This window comes from Rhodococcus sp. no. 34 (assembly GCF_054589475.1).
Window position 1 is genome coordinate 1 of the sequence record NZ_BAAILK010000013.1, and the last position, 211, is coordinate 211.

Here is a 211-nt window from a genome sequence, read left to right on the forward strand (position 1 = left end):
GAGGTCATATCCGGTATTAGACCCAGTTTCCCAGGCTTATCCCGAAGTGCAGGGCAGATCACCCACGTGTTACTCACCCGTTCGCCGCTCGTGTACCCCGAAAGGCCTTACCGCTCGACTTGCATGTGTTAAGCACGCCGCCAGCGTTCGTCCTGAGCCAGGATCAAACTCTCCGTTGAAGACTCTAGATATCACCAACCCGAAGGCCGGC

Annotated in this window: 1 rRNA gene; it reads right to left on the reverse strand. The window is 56.9% G+C overall.

What is annotated here, in order from left to right:
- A 16S ribosomal RNA gene (locus ACYP01_RS04625) occupies positions 1-179 on the reverse strand; the annotation flags it as partial.
- Positions 180-211: the final 32 nt, after the last annotated feature.